The 19,696-nt window shown below is 50.3% G+C and carries 19 protein-coding genes; 1 reads left to right on the top strand and 18 read right to left on the bottom strand.

Annotation, left to right across the window (positions count from 1 at the left end; translation table 11 throughout):
* Positions 1-93: 93 nt before the first annotated feature.
* Both NSQ19_RS05435 and NSQ19_RS05430 read right to left on the bottom strand, forming a co-directional pair.
* Positions 94-1,779: a DAK2 domain-containing protein gene (locus NSQ19_RS05435; protein ID WP_017552955.1), complete on the bottom strand. Its 1,686-nt coding sequence runs from the start codon at positions 1,777-1,779 to the stop codon at positions 94-96.
* Positions 1,780-1,794: 15 nt separating this feature from the next.
* Positions 1,795-2,157 (bottom strand): Asp23/Gls24 family envelope stress response protein, encoded by a 363-nt coding sequence (locus NSQ19_RS05430; RefSeq protein WP_019722007.1) that lies wholly within the window; start codon positions 2,155-2,157, stop codon positions 1,795-1,797.
* Between the two features lie 269 nt (positions 2,158-2,426).
* On the opposite strand from NSQ19_RS05430, the gene rpmB reads away from it, so the two are divergent.
* Positions 2,427-2,615 carry a 50S ribosomal protein L28 gene (gene rpmB, locus NSQ19_RS05425; RefSeq protein ID WP_013859045.1) on the top strand — a complete coding sequence of 63 codons (189 nt, stop codon included), beginning with the start codon at positions 2,427-2,429 and terminating at the stop codon, positions 2,613-2,615.
* Between the two features lie 133 nt (positions 2,616-2,748).
* On the opposite strand, the gene spoVM is transcribed toward rpmB, so the two are convergent.
* From spoVM to NSQ19_RS05345, 16 genes are all read right to left on the bottom strand, one after another.
* The gene (gene spoVM, locus NSQ19_RS05420) at positions 2,749-2,829 is read right to left on the bottom strand and encodes a stage V sporulation protein SpoVM (RefSeq protein WP_017551496.1); all 81 of its coding nucleotides are present in this window, start codon (positions 2,827-2,829) and stop codon (positions 2,749-2,751) included.
* Between the two features lie 96 nt (positions 2,830-2,925).
* Positions 2,926-3,582 carry a thiamine diphosphokinase gene (locus NSQ19_RS05415; protein WP_013859044.1) on the bottom strand — a complete coding sequence of 219 codons (657 nt, stop codon included), beginning with the start codon at positions 3,580-3,582 and terminating at the stop codon, positions 2,926-2,928.
* A 98-nt stretch (positions 3,583-3,680) separates the two neighbouring features.
* On the bottom strand, positions 3,681-4,331 hold the full coding sequence (gene rpe, locus NSQ19_RS05410; RefSeq protein ID WP_340702533.1) for a ribulose-phosphate 3-epimerase: 651 nt from the start codon (positions 4,329-4,331) through the stop codon (positions 3,681-3,683).
* A 2-nt stretch (positions 4,332-4,333) separates the two neighbouring features.
* A complete protein-coding gene (rsgA, locus tag NSQ19_RS05405; protein WP_133535928.1) occupies positions 4,334-5,221 on the bottom strand; it encodes a ribosome small subunit-dependent GTPase A in 888 nt (295 codons plus the stop codon).
* 66 nt (positions 5,222-5,287) lie between these two features.
* Positions 5,288-7,384 (bottom strand): Stk1 family PASTA domain-containing Ser/Thr kinase, encoded by a 2,097-nt coding sequence (gene pknB, locus NSQ19_RS05400; RefSeq protein WP_340702532.1) that lies wholly within the window; start codon positions 7,382-7,384, stop codon positions 5,288-5,290.
* Entirely contained in the window at positions 7,378-8,136 is a 759-nt protein-coding gene (locus NSQ19_RS05395) for a Stp1/IreP family PP2C-type Ser/Thr phosphatase (RefSeq protein WP_041818939.1), read from the bottom strand. The genes pknB and NSQ19_RS05395 overlap by 7 nt, the downstream gene beginning before the upstream one ends.
* A 47-nt stretch (positions 8,137-8,183) precedes the next feature.
* Positions 8,184-9,527, bottom strand: coding sequence for a 16S rRNA (cytosine(967)-C(5))-methyltransferase RsmB (gene rsmB, locus NSQ19_RS05390; protein ID WP_118499383.1), 1,344 nt, complete (start codon positions 9,525-9,527; stop codon positions 8,184-8,186).
* Positions 9,520-10,473, bottom strand: coding sequence for a methionyl-tRNA formyltransferase (gene fmt / locus NSQ19_RS05385; protein ID WP_237349175.1), 954 nt, complete (start codon positions 10,471-10,473; stop codon positions 9,520-9,522). Before fmt ends, rsmB begins: the two co-directional genes overlap by 8 nt.
* Positions 10,470-10,955 (bottom strand): peptide deformylase, encoded by a 486-nt coding sequence (def, locus tag NSQ19_RS05380; protein ID WP_340702531.1) that lies wholly within the window; start codon positions 10,953-10,955, stop codon positions 10,470-10,472. The genes fmt and def overlap by 4 nt, the downstream gene beginning before the upstream one ends.
* A gap of 19 nt (positions 10,956-10,974) precedes the next feature.
* Positions 10,975-13,380 (bottom strand): primosomal protein N', encoded by a 2,406-nt coding sequence (gene priA / locus NSQ19_RS05375; RefSeq protein WP_061566976.1) that lies wholly within the window; start codon positions 13,378-13,380, stop codon positions 10,975-10,977.
* Positions 13,377-14,585, bottom strand: a complete 1,209-nt coding sequence (gene coaBC / locus NSQ19_RS05370; protein WP_340702530.1) for a bifunctional phosphopantothenoylcysteine decarboxylase/phosphopantothenate--cysteine ligase CoaBC — start codon at positions 14,583-14,585, stop codon at positions 13,377-13,379. The genes priA and coaBC overlap by 4 nt, the downstream gene beginning before the upstream one ends.
* 135 nt (positions 14,586-14,720) lie before the next feature.
* Positions 14,721-14,927, bottom strand: coding sequence for a DNA-directed RNA polymerase subunit omega (gene rpoZ, locus NSQ19_RS05365; RefSeq protein WP_013859033.1), 207 nt, complete (start codon positions 14,925-14,927; stop codon positions 14,721-14,723).
* A 1-nt stretch (position 14,928) separates the two neighbouring features.
* Positions 14,929-15,543, bottom strand: coding sequence for a guanylate kinase (gene gmk / locus NSQ19_RS05360; protein WP_013859032.1), 615 nt, complete (start codon positions 15,541-15,543; stop codon positions 14,929-14,931).
* Between the two features lie 2 nt (positions 15,544-15,545).
* Positions 15,546-15,851 carry an extracellular matrix/biofilm regulator RemA gene (gene remA / locus NSQ19_RS05355; protein WP_041818937.1) on the bottom strand — a complete coding sequence of 102 codons (306 nt, stop codon included), beginning with the start codon at positions 15,849-15,851 and terminating at the stop codon, positions 15,546-15,548.
* Positions 15,848-16,723 (bottom strand): YicC/YloC family endoribonuclease, encoded by an 876-nt coding sequence (locus NSQ19_RS05350; RefSeq protein ID WP_061566977.1) that lies wholly within the window; start codon positions 16,721-16,723, stop codon positions 15,848-15,850. Before NSQ19_RS05350 ends, remA begins: the two co-directional genes overlap by 4 nt.
* 221 nt (positions 16,724-16,944) lie before the next feature.
* Positions 16,945-19,626, bottom strand: coding sequence for a cation-translocating P-type ATPase (locus tag NSQ19_RS05345; RefSeq protein WP_340702529.1), 2,682 nt, complete (start codon positions 19,624-19,626; stop codon positions 16,945-16,947).
* Positions 19,627-19,696: the final 70 nt, after the last annotated feature.

Here is a 19,696-nt window from a genome sequence, read left to right as displayed (position 1 = left end):
TAAAAGCGCTGCAACAGATGAAAACAAACGGCAGCAAATGGTGCACTTTTTCGTATTCAGCAAGCTCTCTTTATAGTATGCAGGCAAGCACCCCTATTCCACTGCAAAAATAAAGGAATATAACGGCTGCCTGCCTTCATGGACTTCAATTTCCATCTCCGGCCAGTTGGTTTCGATATAGGAAACGAGTTCGCCAACCTGCTCCTTGCTGACATCTTTTCCGTATATGACGGTGGCAATTTCATCTTCTGCGCCGATCATGTGCGAAAGCAGCTGCCCGGATGCTTCCAACAGGGCAGGGCTCGTTTTGACGATTTTCCCTTCATAAATGCCCATATAATCCCCTTTTTTGATGGAGATGCCGTCAATATTCGTATCCCTGACCGCATTGGTGACCTGGCCGGATTTCACGCGGCCGAGCGCTTCTTCCATTGCTTGGACGTTTTTGTCAAGCGGCTGCCCGGGGTTAAATGCGAGCAGCGCCGCCATTCCCTGCGGCACGGTTTTAGACGGGACAATGGCTACTTTTTCTTCCGCCAGTTCAGCTGCCTGCTCGCTTGCCATGATGATATTTTTATTGTTCGGCAAAATGATGATTTGTTTTGCGTTCGCCTCTTCAATGGCTTTCAATATGTCCTCGGTGCTCGGGTTCATCGTCTGGCCGCCTTCAATGACAACATCGGCGCCGATGCTTTTAAACAGCGCAGCGATTCCGTCCCCCATGGCAACCGTAATCACACCGTAGTCTTTCTTTTCTTTTTTCTCCCGTTCCGCTCCGTTTTCGCCAACAAGCGCATGATGCGTTTCGCCGACGATCGCGCTGTGCTGCTCACGCATATTGTCCACTTTTAATTTAATGAGGCTGCCGTATTGCTGTCCATAGTTCAAAACATCCCCCGGGCGCTCAGTGTGGACATGGACTTTAACGATATCATCATCCGAAATGACAAGGAGGGAATCCCCGAAGCGGCTCATATCACTGCGGAACCGCTCCTCTGAGAATGCCTTGGCGGACGGTTTCGAGCGGTCGAGCCTGACCATGATTTCCGTGCAGTACCCATATTTGATATCCTCCGTACGCATAAAGTCCTGCACATGCTTATGGTGTTCGGCGTTTACGAGCTCGTCCATTGACGGGATGACGGACGGTGTATCCGGCAGCTCTTCCCCTTTTAACTCGGCAAGAAAACCTTCATAAATAAAAACAAGCCCCTGGCCGCCGCTGTCGACCACGCCGACTTCTTTTAACACCGGCAACATGTCCGGCGTCCGGCTCAGCGTCGTTTTCGCTTCCCCGAGGATCGCTTCCATGACTGCCGTCAGATCTTTTTCGGTTTTCGCCGTTTGCACACCTTTTTTGGCCGCTTCCCTTGCAACCGTGAGAATCGTTCCTTCAACCGGCTTCATGATTGCCTTAAAAGCGCTCTCGACCCCGGCCTGAAAAGCCGCTGCAAACTCTTTTGCGGAGATATGCGCTTTTGTTTCAATCGATTTGGAGAAGCCGCGGAACAGCTGGGACAGAATCACGCCCGAATTTCCCCGCGCGCCCATCAGCAGCCCTTTTGCAAAGCTTGCGGCAACCGCACCGATATGCGCCTGGACATTTTTTTGCACTTCCTTTGCACCGGAAGTCATCGTTAAATTCATATTTGTTCCCGTATCGCCATCAGGGACAGGGAATACATTCAGGGCGTCAACCGTCTTGGCGTTTGCCGCAAGATGGTTCGCCCCTTGTATGACCATTTCTGCAAAACGCTTTCCATCCAGTGATGTAACCACAAAATTTCCTCCTCGTTACGGGTTCGCGACACGCACGCCCTGAACGTAAATATTAATGGCGTCAACTGATAAGCCGACTGTTTGATTCAGCGTATATTTTACTTTTTGCTGGACGTTGCGGGCAATTTCGGAAATTTTTGTCCCGTAGCCCACAATAATATACATGTCAATTTCCACTCTTTCATCCTGTTGACGCACAATGACGCCCCTCGAGAAGTTTTCTTTGCGCAGGATTTCTGTAATGCCGTCTTTAATTTGATTTTTCGAGGCCATTCCGACAATGCCGAAGCAGTCAATGGCGGCACCTCCCGCAATTGTGGCGACGACTTCATTCGATATATCAATTTTTCCGTAATGCGTATTTATTTCAATCGGCATAAATCGCTCCCCCTTATCTTCACTGTTTCCAAACCGGATTTGACCTGCTACCGCCATTGTACTATAAGACAGGGTACATGGAAAGCAGAGCAGGCCTGCATTGTTATAGTTTACCACAAAACAGGGTGCCCTGCATGTATGCACTCTGGCAGGACTTGCATTGTGCCTTCCAATATGATAAATTATTATAGTGAATTTTTAACGAAAAATGAAGAGATGAAAGCATAAATATGTTCTATTTCTGCTTCGCAACAGGAGGAGGGAATACAATGCCGAAAAAATGTGCAATTACAGGACGTAAAACGGTATCCGGCAATAAACGTTCTCACGCCATGAACGCAAACAAACGCACCTGGAAAGCGAACTTGCAAAAAGTGCGCATTCTGGTGGACGGCAAACCGCAACGCGTCTGGGTTTCCGCCCGCGCTTTGAAATCCGGAAAAGTCGAACGTGTATAATGCAAAAACAGGAAACCGGGTATCCGGTTTCCTGTTTTTTTGTAATTTGCGGCAAAAAAACCGGCGCGCCGCCGATTTTCCCGCTGTATAAAATGAACTGCCCCTTCTAACCGCCATGCGTCGATTTTATCTCTTACCCTTTTTTAAAAGTCCCCAGCATGGCCCTTACAATACCGCCCAAAAATTTAGGCAGTTTAATCGTATAAAATTTCATGTATGTCCCTCCCCATTCAAATACAATCCGGGTCTCCCGCACATTATATTCATGCGTAAGCGAAAAGGATACAGCCTGCTTGTTCATGAAATATCATTAATCATGGCTTCTTACCATCATTAATATGCCGCTTGAAAAAGAAAAAGTACCAAAATCCCGGATTAGTTCATTGCTGACACAAAGGGTGGTGCCCCTTACAATATGCCGATTTTCAAGCGGATACTTAAATCCGGTTAATGAGATCCCTTCTACTTCTTCTGTCAACGGGAGAAAGGAAACATACGGATACGCATCGATTTTTTCAATCGTATAAGTTCCGGGCAAAAACATTTCCACGCGGTTCTGCCTGTCGATCATCTCTATTTTCCCTTTAAATTGCAAAACTTTTTCATGCACAAGTAAAAGGACATTGGTAAAAGCATGGTCGAGCCGCCCGCCGGTAGCGCCGAAAATGCGGATCACTTCCGGGTTCCGGCTGATGGCCCACATCAAGGCCAGCTCCATATCGGTCTCATCTTTTTCGGGCTGGAATTTCCGGATATGCTGAAGTTTCCGGTTGATCCAGCCCCATTCTTCCTGATTGACGGAATCAAAGTCGCCAAAGGCCATTTCCGGGATGATCCCTTGTTTAAGCAAATGCAGCACGCCCCTGTCCACACCTGCCCATGCCGCCCGTTTGTCCTCCGCATATGGCGCAAGATCCGGCACATTTTCGGGCGGGCCGCCTGCTAAAATATAGATTTTCTTTTCCATGCCTCATTCCCCTTTTATACGATGGATTTAAGACAATCTTTGTCCGCTCCCCGCAGGCTTTTCATGCGGAAAAAGCCGGATGAACCCCGGCTGTTGTTTTACTGCCCGTATTTTAATACCCGGATCGCTTGTTTCCGGTTCTTGCTTTTAAAAATATTGGAGCCCGCAACCAGCACCGTTGCACCGGCCTGTTTGCATTTTTGCGCTGTTTCCGGATCGATGCCGCCGTCAACTTCAATGTCAAATGCAAGCCCCTGTTCTTCTTTTAAACGGTACAGTTTCTCAATTTTCGGGACAACGGATTCAATAAAAGCCTGTCCGCCAAACCCGGGATTGACCGTCATCAGCAATACAAGGCCGACATCCCCCAGGATCGGCGCAATCCATTCGATGGGTGTTGCGGGATTTAAGACAACGCCCGGATTTACCCCAAGAGACCGGATTTCCTGGATCGTCCGGTGGAGATGCCTGCACGCTTCCACATGGACAGAAATCGTGTCTGCCCCTGCTTTCGCAAAAGCTACCAAATACTGGTCCGGATTTTCAATCATCAAATGGACGTCGAGCGGAAGCTTTGTGACCGGCCGCACCGCCCCGACAACAAGCGGCCCCATCGTAATGTTCGGCACAAAATGGCCGTCCATCACATCAATATGGATCCAGTCCGCTCCGCCTTCCTCCACATCTTTAATTTCCTCTCCCAATTTCGCAAAATTTGCAGACAAAATAGAGGGTGCGATTTTTACCATCGTCAATACCTCGGCTTTCTGTTTTTAATTTCCTGAAGAAACTTGATGTAATGGCTGTACCGGAATGAAGCGATCTCCCCTTCGGCCAAAGCAGCTTTTACCGCACAATGCGGCTCGTTTTCATGCAGGCAGCCGCGGAACTTGCAGCCGGCCGATTTTTCACTGATTTCAGGAAAATAGTCCCCGAGCTCGGACAATTCCACACCAGTGAAGTCCAGTGAGCTGAAACCCGGCGTATCCGCCACGAGCCCGCCTCCGACCGGCAGCAGTTCAACATGGCGGGTGGTGTGCTTCCCCCTGCCCAGATGCGTGGAGATTTCATTTGTTTTTAAATCCAAAGCAGGGTCCAGACGGTTGAGAATGGACGTTTTCCCCACTCCAGACTGACCGCAAAAGACGGTGATGTTTCCTTTCAATGCCGAAAGCAAAGCATCTATCCCTTCGCCTGTTTTCGCCGATGAGAAAATAACCGGGTAACCGATTTGCCGGTATACTTCAAGCGTACCGTGCAGCCTTTCTCTTTCCTCCGCGCCCAGGAGATCGCATTTTGTGATCAGAATAAGCGGGCGGATCAGGTTCTTTTCAATTGGGACTAAAAAACGGTCCAAAAGCAGCGTATGAAAGTCCGGTTCTTTTGCGGAAAAAACCAAAACAGCCTGATCCACATTGGCAATCGGCGGGCGCACGAGTTCATTCTTTCTTTCGCCGATGTCCAAAATATAACCTTCCCGGCCGTTTTCTTTTTGGAATTCGACATGGTCCCCGACGAGCGGGGTGATTTTCTTTTTCCGGAAGACGCCTCTGCCCCTGCATTGGTAAATTTCGCCGTCTTCACGATTTTTCACATAGTAAAATCCGCTTAAAGCCTTGATGATTTTTCCTTCTGCCATACATCCACCTCCATCTCTCCGGCACTTTCAAATCGGGGAGGCGCCGGGGTACGGCCCGGCGCTTTCTCAGTTTGGATACGGAACGGTCTCTTCGGCGATGACTTTGCCGTCCCTCATGATTTTATATGTTGCCTCTTTCCCGTACTCAATGGTAAACTCCAGCTGCTTTTTCACCGTTTTCGTAATCTCAAACGTTTGAACAGGTGCGGACATCGAATGGTTCATGTCTTCAATATAAATTTGCACTTCCTGTTTCGGGTCTTCTTGTGCAGTTGCATCTGTTTTGCTGCCGGCATCATTTCCGCTTGATTGCCCGTTGCTGTCACCGGGCTGGCTGTTTCCGTCCGAACCGGAACTTTCGCTGTGGTTTTCATTTGTGCTCCCGGCGGAATCCGTATCCGGCTCATACGGGATCGTTACTTCTTTTGTAACCGTCTTTGGCGGCATTTCTTTCTGCCCTTTGCTGATGGTCACTTTTACTACCGAGCCCTTCTTCAGCTCGGTTCCCGGCTGCGGGGATTGCGAAATGACATGGTCCTTTTTCACGGTATCCGAATAATCTTTTCCGGCATATTCAATGGAAAAACCGGATGTTTTTTCATATGCGTCCAACTGTTTTTTTGAAAACCCGGTTAAATCCCCAATTGCATAAGTTTCCGGGCCTTTGCTCACAGTAAAGGTAAGCACCGTGCTTTCCGGCACCACTTTTTTATTGGGCGCGGGATCCTGCGACAAAATGGTCCCTTGTGCACTGTCATCGTACACTTCTTCTTTATCGATGTCTTTAAAATGTTCCCCGCTCAATAAATTCACGACGTCGTCAAACTGCCTGCCGGTATAATCGGACAGGGCAAATGTTTCTTTTCCCGTGCTAATGTAAAGGGAAACTTTTGTCCCCTCTTTGATTTTTTCCCCGGCTTCGGGATCCGTTTTGATGACCTGCCCCTTTGGTACCGTTTCGCTTGTTGTTTTAATCTTCTCCCCGGTTTTCAGGCCGTGCGCCGTAAGCACGGCGGCGGCAGCATCAGCCGTTTTGCCTGATACTGCCGGGACGCTGACGGTTTTCGGGCCGAGCAGGGACGGCAGCAGCAAGGCGGCAAGACCGGCAAGCACGAGCAGAAAGGCGAGAGCGCCGGCAACGAACGGCCATTTTTTTCGCCGTTTTTTCTCTTTTTTGTCCCGCTTTGTGTCCGGTTTCTTTTCTTTTTCATTTTCTCCGGCCGGATTTGCGATAATGGTTTCTTCATTCCGGTCGGGGCCGGCAGCCACTTCGGAAATCACCGGCATAATTTTCGTCTGACCTTCGTCTTCTGAAATCACAAATTTCGGTTCATTGAGCCTTTCCGGCAGGAGTGCGGTCCGGATATCCTCCCCCATTTCTTCGGTGCTGTTATAACGGTAAAACGGATCTTTCGCCGTTGCTTTTAAAACAATATTTTCAACACTTTGGGGAATATCGGGATTCCACCTTTTCAGCGACGGCGTCTCGCTTTGCAAATGTTTTAAAGCAATGGAAACGGCAGATTCCCCCGAAAAAGGAATCCTTCCCGTTAAAAGCTCGAACATCACGATGCCGAGTGCGTATATATCCGATTTATATGTGGCAACACCGCCCCTTGCCTGCTCGGGGGAAAGATAATGGACCGAACCGAGCACGGCATTTGTCCGGGTGATCGAAGTAGCGGATAGAGCGATGGCAATCCCGAAGTCCGTAATTTTCACAACACCGTCATGGCTGATTAAAATATTTTGCGGCTTAATGTCACGGTGGATAATATGGTTGTCATGGGCATGTGCGATCGCCGCCGCAAGCTGCCCCATAATGTCCAGCGTTTTCTCAACGGAAACCGGGCCGTTTTGCTGTATGTATTGTTTTAGCGTCATGCCCTCAACATTTTCCATGACGATATAATTTAAATCATCCTCTTCGCCGATATCATAAATACTGACAATATTCGGATGGACCAGGCTCGTTGCCGATTGGGCCTCCCTGTGAAAACGCTGGATAAACTCCGGCTCATCTGCAAAATCCGGGCGCAACACCTTGACGGCCACATCACGGTCCAAAATCATATCGCGGGCCAGATAGACGTTTGCCGTGCCGCCGCCGCCGATCAGGCTTTTGACTTTGTAGCGGCCGCTGATCCGTCTTCCGATTAGCATGAATGGCACCCGCCTTTATTGCGGCCGGACGCCAGAAGCACAATCGTAATATTGTCTTCCCCGCCGTTTTCATTGGCATAATCCACAAGCATTTCCGCTTTCTTCCCGAGCGGCAGATCTTTTTCAAGCACTTCTTTCATCACTTCCGTCGGCACTTTATTCGACAGGCCGTCTGAACAAAGCAGCAAAGTATCATTTTCTTCAAATACAATCGTTTTTAAGTCGGGCGAGATCGAATCTTCCGTCCCAAGCGCCTTCAGAATCACATTTTTATGCGGGTGATTTTCGGCATCTTCTTTTGAAATCTGGCCGGTTTTGACGAGTTCATTGACCAGCGAATGATCTTCCGTCAGCTGTTGGAAGCCGTTTTCATTAAAAATATAGCCGCGGCTGTCTCCGATATTGGCGATGGAAATAAAGCGCTCGGTGCAGACCGCTGCAACCAGTGTGGTGCCCATTCCTTCGCATTCAGGGTGATGGGCGGCATGATCAAATAAACGGGCATTCACCTCGCGGATCGTCTCAGAAAGCCACGCCTCTGCGGATTCCGCATCGGCAACCGGGCCGAATTTTTCAAACGCTTCTTTAAAACATTGCACCGTCATGCCGCTCGCAATGTCACCCGCACGATGGCCGCCCATGCCATCTGCAACAATCGCAAGGAGATCGCCGCCGGCATTTTCAAAGACTCCCCCATTGTCTTCGTTATGCTGCCTTACTCTGCCCTTATCCGTTTTATAGACAGATTCCATTATACCCCCACCTTCATACTCTTTGACGTGTTTATCATCGGGCAAGCCTATGCTTTACCGGCCTTTTTGCGGATACTAGCGATGAAAAAACCGTCCCCGCCGAAGTCCTGCGGAAAAATCTGCATCCGGTATCCGTCAACTAAAGATTCCATTGCTTCAGGGACGTGCAGCGGATACGGTTCAAATTCCGGATGTTCCTGCAAAAATGTTTCAATCGTCCCTTCATTTTCTTCCCGGTCGACGGTGCAGGTGCTGAAAACTAAGATGCCGTCCGGTTTTAACAGTCCCGACACGCCCGATAAAATTGAAAGCTGGACCTGCTTTAGCGCATGGATATCGTCAACGGTTTTCGCATATTTGATATCCGGTTTCCGCCGCAGAACCCCAAAACCTGTGCACGGCGCATCGACAAGAATGCGGTCAAAAGTGTTTTTTTCAAAATGGGCGCCTGCATCCCGACTGTCCATCGCAACCGCTTCGACCTGTCCGGTACCGAGCCTCTCTGCGTTTTCCCGGACCAGTTTGGCCTTATGGGGATGGAGATCGAGCGCGATTACTTCCCCCGTTCCTTCCAACTTTTCCGCAATATGGGTGGTTTTGCCGCCCGGTGCCGCACAAGCGTCCAAAATCCGCTGGCCTTCCTGGATGCAAAGCGCATAGGCAACCGCCATCGAACTTTCATCCTGGATGGTGAAGAGCCCTTCTTTAAAGCATGCCGAACGGGCAAGATTACCTTTTCGCGACCGGACAGCTTCCGGAATAACCGGGCTCCGCTCAACGGTAAACCCTTCCCGTACCAGTTTTTCGATGACTTCTTCCACGGATGCCCGGTTCAGGTTCACCCTTGCTGTCTGTAACGGCGGAATCAGGTTTGCTTCACACATTTCTTTCGTTGTTTTATAGCCGTAAGCTTCCGCCCATCTTGCCACAAGCCAGTGCGGATGGCTCGTTGCCACCGATAATCTTTCAAGCGGGTCTTCTATTTCCTCTAAACTTCTGAGCCCCCCGCGCTGGATGGCGCGCAAAACGCCGTTGACCATTCCGGAAATCCCGCGGTGGCCGCGTTTTTTGGCGATTTCCACCGCTTCAAAAATAATCGCGCGGTCAGGGATTTTATCTAAGTATACCATTTGATATATAGACAAGCGCAACAAAATCCGCACCCAATTTTCAATTTTTTTGCGCAAAAACGGGGCGAGAAAATAGTCCAGTGTCTGCTTTCTCTGCAACGTGCCATAAGTGATTTCCGTAAGCAACGCCCGGTCAGGGCCGTGGAACCGGTATTTTTCAATATAGCGGTCAAGCAGCAAATTGCTGTACGACTCGTTTTTCTCCACTGCCTCCAAAAGTTCAAGCGCTGCTTCGCGAACATTTTTCCGGTCTTTACTCATCTTCATCTCCAAATTTCATCCCGGGTGCAAGGCCGCCCGCTGAACCGTTTAAAAATTCCGCAACCGCCATCCGTTTCTTCCCGGCAGGCTGCAGTTCCGTAATTTTAATGCCAGTTGTGCTGCCCGTTGCGACCACGATCCCGTCTTTTTTTATCGTGACGATGGTGCCCGGTTCCGCATGAACGGAAAGCGGCACTTTTTCGCTCTTCCATATTTTAAACGTTTTTCCGCCATGTACGGTATAGGCACCCGGCCACGGGCACAGGCCCCTGATTTGGTTGTAAATGGATTCCCCCGGTTTTTTCCAATCGATTTTTTCCTGGCTGCGCGTAATATTATGGGCAAACGTCGCCTTCTGTTCATCCTGCGGCACCGGCACAATTTCTTTTGCCAGGATTTTCGGAAGCGTTTCGGATAAAAGCATAGCACCCGCTTTGCTCAGCTTGTCATGGAGGGTGCCGGCATCATCGGTTTCTTCAATTTCGACTTCCCGCTGGCTGAAGATGTCGCCGGCATCGAGTTTTTCCGCCATATACATAATGGTTACGCCGGTCTTTTTCTTCCCTTGTAAAATGGCTGTATGGATCGGCGCCCCGCCGCGCAGTTCCGGAAGCAGTGACGCATGGACATTAATGCAGCCGAACGGGGGCGCATCAAGCAATGCTTTCGGCAAAATCTGCCCGTACGCGCATGTAACCACAACATCCGGCTTGAGTGCCAAAATGCGGGCGAGGCTTTCCGGCTGGCGCAATTTTTCCGGCTGAAAAACCGGAATGCCGTGCTTTTCCGCCTCCCGTTTTACAGGCGGGGGCGTTAAGATCTGTTTTCTGCCAACCGGCCTGTCCGGCTGTGTCACAACCCCAATGACCTCGTACCCGTCGCGGATCAGCGTCTGTAAAACCGGCACGGCAAATTCCGGCGTCCCTATAAACACCACTTTCGTCATTCGGTATCATCCTCCTCAAAAACCAAGTCTTCCTCATCCACATAATCGATGATTTTGGACGTAAACAAAACGCCGTGCAGATGGTCGATTTCATGCTGCAAAGCGCGGGCAAGGAAATCTTCCGCTTCAATCGTGAACGCCTTTCCGTTTGCGTCCTGTGCTTTTACTTTCACATAACGGGCGCGTTGAACCGTGCCGTAAACGCCGGGAAAGCTCAGGCAGCCTTCGACATCGGTCTGTTCCCCGCGCCTTGTTACGATTTTTGGATTGATGAGGTCAATCCGGCCTGTCCCATCGCCGGTATCGACAACGGCGATTTGCTGGCTGATGCCGACTTGCGGAGCGGCAAGGCCGACCCCGTCCGCTTCAAGCATCGTTTCATGCATTTCATCCAGTACCGCTTTTAAAGACGGGCCGAATGCCGTGACCCGTTTGCATTTTTCCTCCAAAACAGCGGCAGGATATTTTACAATCTCCATCATTTCGAATCACTCGTTCCTGTTACATCATCATATTAGGATTGACATCGACCGCGATGCTTAATCCTTCCGAGGCAATCTGGTGCTGGAAATGTTCCAGCAAAACAGATAATGTTTCATTGAGCCGCGGTTCCCGTTTGTATTTTATCAGACATTGGTAACGATATCTATTTTTCACACGGGGGACCGGGCATGCCGAAGGGCCTAAAATCACACTTCCGCCCGACACCCGATTCCGCATAAAGCCTGCGATTTTTTCGGATGCGGACATGGCTTCCATCACATTTTCATGGCTGACCGTAATCAGGGTGAGATAGTAAAAAGGAGGGTAGGCGCCCACTTTCCGCATTCTCATTTCCTGGCGGTAAAAGCGTTCATAGTCCTGCTCCCCTGCAAATTGGATGCTGTAATGTTCGGGGGTATATGTCTGGACAACAACCTCGCCTTCCAGCTGGTGCCGCCCCGCGCGCCCGCTTACTTGTGTTAAAAGCTGAAACGTTTTTTCGGACGCCCTGAAATCGGGCAAATGGAGCATCGTGTCCGCATTCAGCACGCCGACAAGCGTAATATTCGGAAAATCGAGCCCTTTTGCAATCATCTGCGTGCCGAGCAAAATATCGGCTTCCCCGTTTGCAAAGCTTTGAAGCATCCGTTCATGCGCCCCTTTCCGGCCGGTTGTATCGACATCCATCCGGATCACGCGCGCTTCAGGCAGCAGCCGCCCGAGCTCCTCTTCCACTTTCTGCGTCCCTGTCCCGAAATAGCGGATATGGGAACTCCCGCATTCCGGGCATGTTGCGGGCACAAACGTCTCGTAACCGCAGTAATGGCATTTCATTTCGTTTGTGGAGCGGTGATAGGTAAGCGAAATATCGCAGTTCGGGCATTGCTGCACATACCCGCAGTCCCGGCACATGACAAAGGAGGAATATCCCCTTTTATTTAGCAGCAGCACGGTTTGCTGTTTTTTCTCCAGGCGGTCTTTCAGTTTTTCAAAAAGCTCTCTTGAGAACATGGAACGGTTGCCTGCGCGCAATTCTTCGCGCATGTCGACAATCGAAACTTCGGGAAGCGGGTGGTTGTTCATCCGTTTTTCCATTTTCAGCAACGTATAGACCCCTTTTTGCGCGCGGGCAAATGATTCAAGCGACGGGGTGGCGCTGCCGAGGATAACCGGGCAATGGTGGTTTTTGCTCCGGAAAAGGGCGACGTCCCTCGCGTGGTAGCGCGGGTTGTCTTCCTGCTTGTAGCTATTTTCATGCTCTTCATCAATAATAATGATGCCAAGATTTTCAAACGGGGCAAAAATCGCCGACCGCGCCCCGACCACCACTTTCGCTTCTTTGCGGGTAATTTTCCGCCATTCATCGTATTTTTCACCGACCGATAAGCCACTGTGCAAAACCGCCACATCTTTGCCGAAACGGCTTTTAAAACGGTTCACCATTTGCGGCGTTAGAGAAATTTCCGGGACAAGGACAATCGCCTCTTTCCCCTGGTTCAGCACTTCCTGTATCGACTGGAGATAAATTTCCGTTTTTCCGCTGCCGGTTACGCCAAAAAGCAAAAACGTTTCGTTTCTGTTTTCGCGGACCGCGGAAAGGACCGGGCCGATTGCCTGTTTCTGTTCCGCAGTCAAAGCATGCGGCACGCTCTTTTGAAATTGGCGGCCGGCATACGGGTCGCGGTACGATTCTTCCTGTGTTTCTGCCAGCCATCCTTTTTCAAGCAATGTTTTGATAACCGCCCGCGATACGCCGGCTGTTTCCGCCAGTTCGGGAGAAGGCATCTTTGCATCCGGATTTTCCAGGAAAAATTGCAGCACCTGCTTTTGTTTCGGGGCATTTTTCGGCACTTTTTCCATCCGTTTTTCGAGCTCGCCTTTGGAACTCGGGCAGAAAATGAGCCGGACCGTTTTCTTGTTGGCTTTGCTTTTGACTTCATATACGACTTCCACCGATCCGTTTTTCGCTTCTTTTTGCAGAAACGGCAGAAAGCCCTTTTGCTGCGCTTCTTTCCAGCCGATTTCGCCGCTATCCCCGAACACTTCGTCAAGAAAAGGGTTGGCGCCCCCGTCCTGCCTTTTGATGCGTTTTTCGTATTTTGCCTTCATCGCGGCCGGCAGCATCGCCTGGTAAGCAGAGATTTTCAGGCAAAGCGTTTCCTTCGCAAGCCAGTCCCCGAGCGCAAGCAGCTCCGCATTCAAAACCGGGGCCAAATCCTGCGGCGCAATGATTTCACGCAAGTTCTTCACTTCCGAACGGTCTTTTATGCCCGCAACAAATCCCTGGATCGTGCGCGGGCCGAACGGGACAATGACGCGCATTCCCGGTTGGATGGCCGTTCCCCATTTTTCTGGGATCCGGTAATCAAAATATTTATCCGTCTGCATTGCCGGTATATCGACAATCACACTTGCAATCTTCATTTCTTTTCGTCCTTTTCGATCTCGCGGCAGATTTCGCGCAAAATTTCCCTTGCCGCCTCATGCTTGGAAAGCAGCGGGAGTTCCCGTTTCGAGCCGTCGCGTTTAAAAATGGTCACGATATTCGTATCGCCGGCAAATCCGGCGCCTTCCCGGCTCACATCATTGGCGACAATCATATCCGCACGCTTCCGTTCCATTTTGCCGCGCGCATAGTTTTCGAGATGATCAGTTTCCGCGGCAAAGCCGACGAGAAAAGGCTTGTCCAGCCTTTCGCCAAGTTCTTTTAAAATATCTTTTGTCCGTTTCAGTTCTAGCGTCAGGTTGCCCGGCTGCTTTTTCATTTTTTTATCGAAGACACGGACCGGCGTGTAGTCTGCCACGGCCGCGCTTTTAATGATGATATCCGCTTCCTTGTAGCGGCCCATGACCGCATGATACATCTCCTCTGCGCTCTCCACTTTGATGATTTCCGTTCCGGCGGGCGGTGCCAGCGTGTCCACGCTTGTGACAAGCAAAACGTTTGCCCCCATATTGGCCGCTTCTTCGGCAAGCGCAAATCCCATTTTTCCGGACGAACGGTTTGAAAGAAAGCGGACGGGATCAATTTTTTCAATCGTCGGGCCGGCTGTCACTAAAACCGTTTTCCCGGACAGCGGTTTCGGCCCGCCGCTGAAAAAATCTTTCAAAAGCGCCACGATGTTCTCCGGTTCTTCCAATCTTCCTTTTCCGGTATAGCCGCATGCGAGATGCCCGTCCGCAGGCTCGATCAGCCGGTAGCCGAAGCCTTTGAGCGTTTCCAGGTTCCGCCGGACAGCCGGGTGGCCGTACATATGGACATTCATTGCCGGCGCCACCCATACCGGCGCAGTCGTGGCGAGGATCGTAGTCGAGACCATATCATCCGCTATTCCGTTCGCCAATTTTCCAATCATATTCGCGGTGGCCGGCGCAATGAGGACAAGATCCGCCCAGTCTGCAAGATCAATATGGGCGATTTTCTCCGGGTGTTTCTCATCAAATGTATCGGTGTACACTTCATTCCGGGAAAGCGCCTGAAACGTTAACGGCGCCACAAACTTGCAGGCGGATTCCGTCATGATGACTTTCACATGTGCGCCGGACTGCGCCAGCTTGCTTGTGAGCGCAGCCGCTTTAAAAACGGCAATCCCTCCGGTTACGCACAATAATATATTTTTCCCAAGCATCCGTATGCCCCCTGTAAAGTCTCAGTCAATATCCTTACGACCATTCTAACAAAAAAGCAAATATAAGAAAAAGGGCTGACGCCATATCCGCCAGTCCCTGCTCTGTGATTTTCCGTATAACCGTACCAAGATAACTTAAGAAGCCGTTCCATCGTGTTTGATCCGGAGGACGCCGGCATAAATTTCTTCAAGCGCCTTGCCGACATTTTTATCGGAAACATATTTTTCAAGCACTTCGTTATGCTGGTCCTGCAGCTGGCGGGCACGTTTTGCCGCGATCGTGACAAGGGAATATTTCGAATCGATAATTTTCAACAGTTCATCAATGGAAGGATAAAGCATCTTATTCAACCTCCAGAATTTTTTTATACAGCTTCGCAACGCGTGCCGTCCGGCAATGTTCCGCGACGACAATGGCTTTGATTTTTTCGCAGGCGTTTTCTATTGTATCATTTTCCACAACGTAATCATATAAATTCATCATTTCAATTTCTTTGCGGGCTTTTTCCATCCGGTCGCGGATCCTTTCGGCAGATTCCGTCCCGCGCTGCGTGATCCTCGATTCCAGTTCGGACAAACTCGGCGGCGCAAGAAAAATAAATAAGCCGTCCGGAAATTTTTCGCGGACCTGCCGCGCGCCCTGCACTTCTATTTCGAGAAAAACATCTTTTCCCGCTTCCAATGTTTCCTTCACATAATCGACCGGCGTCCCGTAATAATTGCCGACATATTCCGCGTACTCCAGCAGTTTTCCCTGCCTGATCAGTTCTTCAAATTCTTCGCGTTCTTTGAAAAAATAATCCACCCCGTCGATTTCGCCTTCCCGCGGTTTTCTCGTCGTCATCGAGATGGAATATTCAAATTTCGTATCCGGCTGCGAAAAAATGGCTTTCCGTACGGTCCCTTTCCCGACACCGGACGGACCGGATAACACAATGAGTAATCCTTTTTTCTTCAACGCTATACCTCCTCGCCATCTGTTTCCCCGTCCGTGACACGGTGCGCCACTGTTTCCGGCTGAACTGCGGAGAGAATCACATGGCCGCTGTCCATCATTATCACTGCCCGGGTTTTTCTGCCGTAAGTCGCATCAATTAAAGTGCCGCGCTCGCGTGCATCCTGGATGAGCCGCTTAATCGGCGCTGATTCCGGGCTTACAATGGAAATGATGCGGTTTGCCGAAATGATATTTCCAAAGCCGATATTAATGAGTTTCACCACCTGCATCCTCTCCCGCTCGCATACAATTGACTTTGCGCGAATCATTCTATATTCTGCACTTGCTCGCGCATCTTCTCAAGGACCGTTTTGAGCTCAACAACGGCTGTTGAAATACCGGAAGCATTTGCTTTCGATCCAATCGTGTTCACTTCCCTGTTCATCTCCTGGATCATGAAATCCAGTTTTCTGCCGATTGGCTCATCAAGCGCCAACGTTTCGCCAAATTGAATCAAGTGGCTTTCAAGCCTTGTCACTTCTTCATGAATATCGGATTTGTCGGCAAACAGCGCCGCTTCCTGGACGAGCCTCGCTTCATCCAGCCGGCCGCCTGATAGCTCCTGCATCCGCTTTTCAAGTTTGAATCGGTATGTAGAAACGAGCGACTGCGCTTCTGTTTTGATATGATCCACCTGCTTTGAAATCGTTTGGAGGTGTTTTTCCAAATCAGTTTTGAGCAGGGAACCTTCTTTTTCGCGCATAAGCCGCAACTGCCCGGCCGCCTCTTTGCAGGCTTCCAGGACAAGGGTGAGGATTTCTTCATTATCTTCCTCTATTTCTTCTATTGTAACTAAATCTTCGCGGTTTAATAACTCGCGAATGCCAAAACCTGATTCAATTCCGTATTGCTCACGGATCCGGCTTAAAAACCGGTGGTATTCGTCCAGCAAATCCCAGTCGACCCGCAGCCTGCGTTTGACAAGCCCTTCACCGGCAATGGTGACAAACACGTCAATACGGCCGCGCTGCACATAGTTCCCGATGATTTTTTTCAACTCTTCTTCCACTTTGACAAGCTGCTTCGGCATCCTGATCTGATATTCGCAAAAGCGATGGTTGACAGACTTGATCTCCACCGTCACACTGAACTGCCGCGTCTCCCGGCGGCCTCTGCCATAGCCCGTCATGCTTAAGACCATCTTCTCACGCCCAATCTCTTCTTACATCTACCATCACGCCGGTTTTAACCTTCACGACTTTCATCGCGCCTGTCCCCGGCCCGGTGATAATAGCTTTTACGGAGATTATACCGCGCCCCGCCCATTTAGGAAAGGAAATCTTAACCGGAGCGCCTGGGGAAATTTCGCCAAAAGAAAAAGTAATAGAGGATCCCCTATTACTTTTAAGATTATAGCATAATTCAAGGTTTTTTTCTTAAATAATATGTCCCCGCAAGCAAAAATGTCGGAATTGCACTCATGCAGAGGACGAGCAGCCAGTCTTTCGGCAATATCGGTAGCGTATGGAAAACCGGCTGGAGGGCCGGAACATAAATCACGGCAAGCATAAGCAAAACCGATGACAAAACAGCAAGCACAAGATAGACATTTCCAAACGGGTTGCGCGCGAGCACCGAGCGTTCGCTGCGGCAGTCAAACACATGGATCAGCTGGGCAAGGACAAGTGTTGCAAATGCAATCGTTTGTGCATAAGCAAGCCGGTCGGGGTGCTGGTAATATACGGTTACAAAAGCGGCAAGTGTCGCGGACCCGATCAGAAAACCGCGCGAAATCACTTTCCAGCCGAGCCCGCGCGCAAACACCCCTTCACGCGGATGGCGCGGATTCCGCTTCATCACATCTTCTTCCGGCTGGTCGAGGCCGAGCGCCATCGCCGGCAGCCCATCCGTCACGAGATTGACCCAAAGAATTTGGATGGGAACGACCGGAAGCGGCAGGGACAAAAGCATTGCAAACAGCATCACAAGGATTTCACCGACATTGGAGGCGAGCAGATAACGGATAAATTTCCGGATATTTTCATAAATATTGCGGCCTTCCTGGATCGCCGCTTTAATCGTCGCGAAATTATCATCGAGCAAAATGAGCGAGGAGGCTTCTTTTGCGACATCGGTTCCGGTAATGCCCATCGAGATGCCGATATCGGCTGTTTTAATGGCCGGTGCGTCATTGATGCCGTCCCCTGTCATGGCAACGACTGCCCCGCGGTTTTGGAAAGCTTTAACGATTTTCAGTTTATGGTCCGGCGATACGCGCGCAAACACGGAAACTTCGTCAATCACGTCTTCCAGCTCATCCACCGTCAGTTCGTTCAGCATCGTGCCGTCCACCACTTTTTCACGGCTTGTGCGCAAAATCCCGAGCTGCCTCGCAATTGCTTTTGCGGTCACAGCATGGTCGCCTGTAATCATCACCGTCCGGATGCCCGCTTCCTTACATTCTTTAATGGCCTGTCTGACTTCTGGCCGCGGCGGATCGATCATCCCCTGGACGCCGATAAATATCAAATTTGTCTCCGCCTCTTGTTCACTTTTTGCCGTTTCTCCTGCTGCAAGCGGCTTGAACGCGATGGCGATCGTCCGGAGTGCCTGGGCAGCCAAAGATTCGACCGCTTTCTCTACTTTCCTTCGTGTTTCCAGATCAAACGATTGTTCCCTTCCGTTCCAGAGCACCGACCGGCTTACCCCGAGCAGCACATCCGGCGCGCCTTTTGTGATCACAAACCGTTTGCCGTGTTTGTCACGGATTACCATGCTCATCATTTTCCGCGTTGAATCAAACGGAAATTCCTGTTCAATTGTAAAATCTTTCAGCAGTAATTCCCTCGTTAAACCGGCCTTCAGGGCGGAAACGAGGAGCGCGCCTTCCGTCGGGTCACCGTCTATCACATATTCTTTGTTTTTCACTTTCAATTCGGCATGGTTGCATAATAGCCCGAACGTCAAAAGCTGGTAGACGCTTTTTTCCTTTAAAGGGTGGATTTCCGTTCCATTGTCCGTAAAAATCCCTTTCGGCTCATAGCCCGTCCCGGACACTTTCCACGTCTTTCCGCCGCTCCATAAATGGGTGACTGTCATTTTGTTTTGCGTCATGGTGCCGGTTTTATCCGAGCAGATGACTGACGCACAGCCGAGCGTTTCCACCGCCGGCAGTTTCCGGACGATCGCGTTTTTCCGGATCATGCGCTGGACGCCGAGCGATAACGCAATTGTCACAATCGCCGGCAGGCCTTCCGGAATCGCCGCAACCGCGAGCGAAACTCCCGCCAGAAACATGGAATACAAGTCATGCCCGTGCCAGACGCCGACAAGGACGACAAGGAGGGTTAAAAGCAGCGCCACCACGATTAAAATTTTTCCCAGCTGCTCGAGCCTTCTTTGCAAAGGGGTCGCCATCGATTCGGCGTTTTGAATCATATCGGCAATTTCCCCCATTGCCGTCTGCATCCCGATCGCGGTGACGATGCCGATGCCGTTGCCGCGCGTTACCATCGTCCCCATAAACGCCATATTATGCAAATCGCCGAGGCCCGCATTTTCCACAGGAATCGGTTCCGTTGATTTCGGGGAAGGGATGGATTCTCCCGTCAGCGCCGACTCTTCAATTTCAAGATTATTAGCCTTTACAATCCGGACATCGGCGCCAACCCGGTCCCCGCTTTCAAATTTTAAAATATCGCCAAGCGCCACTTCTTTCGAAGGGATTTTTACCCATCGCCCGTTTCTTTGCACATTGACTTGCGGTGCGGAAAGTTCTTTTAATGCTTCAAGCGATTTCTCGGCCCGCCGCTCCTGAAAAAAGCCGAGAAACCCGTTAATCAATACAATGGCGATGATCGCGACCGCGTCGACATATTCGCCTAAAAATCCGGAAATCACGGTTGCGGCAAGCAGGACGAGCGTCATAAAATCTTTAAACTGGCTGAGAAAGAGCATAAGGGCAGATTCTTTTTCCGCCTCTTCCAGTTCATTAAAGCCGTACTGCCTGACTCTTTTTTCCGCTTCTTTTTCGGTGAGCCCTTTTTCCAGATCAGTTCCGAATTCCTGTTCTACTTCTTTTTCACTCATTTCGTGAAACATCATGAAAATACACTCTCCCCTGCTTCTGCCCATTATTGTCTTAATAGCAACATATTCAGCCCTGTCCAAAAAA

Origin of the sequence: Weizmannia sp. FSL W8-1119, from assembly GCF_038008605.1 — a bacterium.
Classification (GTDB): domain Bacteria; phylum Bacillota; class Bacilli; order Bacillales; family Bacillaceae_C; genus Weizmannia; species Weizmannia coagulans.
The sequence above is the reverse complement of the archived record's forward strand: the minus strand, read 5'-3'. Positions and strand labels throughout refer to the sequence as shown.

What these genes read in the sequence shown, in the direction of transcription:
- NSQ19_RS05430 (WP_019722007.1), bottom strand. Translation starts at nt 2,157, where the DNA reads ATGCCGATTGAAATAAATACGCATTACGGAAAAATTGATATATCGAAT.
- fmt (WP_237349175.1), bottom strand. Translation starts at nt 10,473, where the DNA reads ATGACGAAAGTGGTGTTTATAGGGACGCCGGAATTTGCCGTGCCGGTT.
- remA (WP_041818937.1), bottom strand. Translation starts at nt 15,851, where the DNA reads ATGATTCGCGCAAAGTCAATTGTATGCGAGCGGGAGAGGATGCAGGTG.
- rpe (WP_340702533.1), bottom strand. Translation starts at nt 4,331, where the DNA reads ATGGTAAAAATCGCACCCTCTATTTTGTCTGCAAATTTTGCGAAATTG.
- rsmB (WP_118499383.1), bottom strand. Translation starts at nt 9,527, where the DNA reads ATGAGTAAAGACCGGAAAAATGTTCGCGAAGCAGCGCTTGAACTTTTG.
- NSQ19_RS05350 (WP_061566977.1), bottom strand. Translation starts at nt 16,723, where the DNA reads ATGGTCTTAAGCATGACGGGCTATGGCAGAGGCCGCCGGGAGACGCGG.
- spoVM (WP_017551496.1), bottom strand. Translation starts at nt 2,829, where the DNA reads ATGAAATTTTATACGATTAAACTGCCTAAATTTTTGGGCGGTATTGTA.
- NSQ19_RS05395 (WP_041818939.1), bottom strand. Translation starts at nt 8,136, where the DNA reads ATGGAATCTGTCTATAAAACGGATAAGGGCAGAGTAAGGCAGCATAAC.
- def (WP_340702531.1), bottom strand. Translation starts at nt 10,955, where the DNA reads ATGATGGAGATTGTAAAATATCCTGCCGCTGTTTTGGAGGAAAAATGC.
- rpmB (WP_013859045.1), top strand. Translation starts at nt 2,427, where the DNA reads ATGCCGAAAAAATGTGCAATTACAGGACGTAAAACGGTATCCGGCAAT.
- rsgA (WP_133535928.1), bottom strand. Translation starts at nt 5,221, where the DNA reads ATGGCAGAAGGAAAAATCATCAAGGCTTTAAGCGGATTTTACTATGTG.
- NSQ19_RS05345 (WP_340702529.1), bottom strand. Translation starts at nt 19,626, where the DNA reads ATGATGTTTCACGAAATGAGTGAAAAAGAAGTAGAACAGGAATTCGGA.
- rpoZ (WP_013859033.1), bottom strand. Translation starts at nt 14,927, where the DNA reads ATGCTTTATCCTTCCATTGATGAACTGTTGAAAATTATCGATTCGAAA.
- coaBC (WP_340702530.1), bottom strand. Translation starts at nt 14,585, where the DNA reads ATGCTTGGGAAAAATATATTATTGTGCGTAACCGGAGGGATTGCCGTT.
- pknB (WP_340702532.1), bottom strand. Translation starts at nt 7,384, where the DNA reads ATGCTAATCGGAAGACGGATCAGCGGCCGCTACAAAGTCAAAAGCCTG.
- NSQ19_RS05415 (WP_013859044.1), bottom strand. Translation starts at nt 3,582, where the DNA reads ATGGAAAAGAAAATCTATATTTTAGCAGGCGGCCCGCCCGAAAATGTG.
- priA (WP_061566976.1), bottom strand. Translation starts at nt 13,380, where the DNA reads ATGAAGATTGCAAGTGTGATTGTCGATATACCGGCAATGCAGACGGAT.